This window comes from Xanthomonas prunicola, assembly GCF_002846205.1.
In the GTDB taxonomy this organism is placed as follows: domain Bacteria; phylum Pseudomonadota; class Gammaproteobacteria; order Xanthomonadales; family Xanthomonadaceae; genus Xanthomonas; species Xanthomonas prunicola.
Genome location: NZ_PHKV01000062.1, coordinates 1 through 1,100 on the forward strand (window position 1 = coordinate 1; position 1,100 = coordinate 1,100).

A 1,100-nucleotide genomic window follows, 5' to 3' on the forward strand; every position below is an offset into this window, starting at 1 on the left:
GAGTTCCCGACAATTGCAATCACCTGGCCTGCCGGGGCCCTGAGCTGCAAGGCGCTCATGATCCACTTGTCCGTAGACGAGTAGCGGAAATAGCCGTTGGCAATTGCAATGGCGGGCGCAGCGTCTTCCAGTGCGCCGTTGCCATGCAGAAACGACTCAGGCTCGCTGTGCGTGATGTCTGAAATGCGCTCGGTGTGCAAGCGAAGCAGCCGGAGCTGCATCAAGTAGTCGGCCAGATTGATGCTGCGTTGGCTGAACTGGGTCGCGTAGATCAAAAAGACCGTCAACACCCCGACCGTCATGTCCCCACTGAGCACCAGCCGGGTGCCTTCCCAGATCACGAAAATGCGGCACAGGCCTTGGATGAGAAGCTGGACGGAATCGAACCCAATGCGGATACGCTCGGCTCCGATGGTCGCATTGGTGGCTTTCGCGCTGTAGTTCGTGAAGCGCGACGCCCAAAGCGCTGACTTGTTGAACAGCTTGATGGGCTGGATGCTTCGGACCGTTTCGTAGAGCAAGCTTTGCCGGCGTGCATCAATGTTGATCTGATCAAGGTTGGCTTCTTTGAGCTTGGCGTAGTAGGCGTAGCGCGAACCTACATAGGCAATGGTGAAAGCCAACAAGGCGAAGGCAAGCGGCGCGTCGTAGCTCATCAAGAGCAACAACATGAGGAAAGACATCACCCCATCGATGACCGCTTCCATCATCTTCGTCGTGAGTGACTGCTGGATGGAGTAGATCGACTGGAAGCGGCTTGAAATATCCCCGGTGTGCCGCTTTACGAAATACGACTGGGATAGCGACACGAGGTGGCGGAACAAGTTGCTGCTCCACCGTAAGCTAGTGGTCGAAGAGATCCACAGCAAGGTCCACTTCCTGGCAACGGTCAAGACGAGCTGGACCAGGAGCACGATCGAAAAGCCGATAGCCAATGTGGTGACCAGACCATCGTCCTTGACGCTGAGCACCTGATCCATGGTCAGTCTTAGATATTGCGGCGCAATCAGCGCACAGCCTTCCAAGAAGAGCGCCAAGATGCCCACACCCCAGAACGCGGGCACCAGGGACCGAAGCGAGCCTGCCAGATCGCGAAGCGA

At 56.9% G+C, this 1,100-nt stretch carries 1 protein-coding gene; it reads right to left on the minus strand.

The annotated features are described in order from the left end of the window. On the minus strand, positions 1-1,100 hold a 1,100-nt coding region (locus tag XpruCFBP8353_RS23030), incomplete at both ends, for an ABC transporter transmembrane domain-containing protein (protein WP_249027462.1).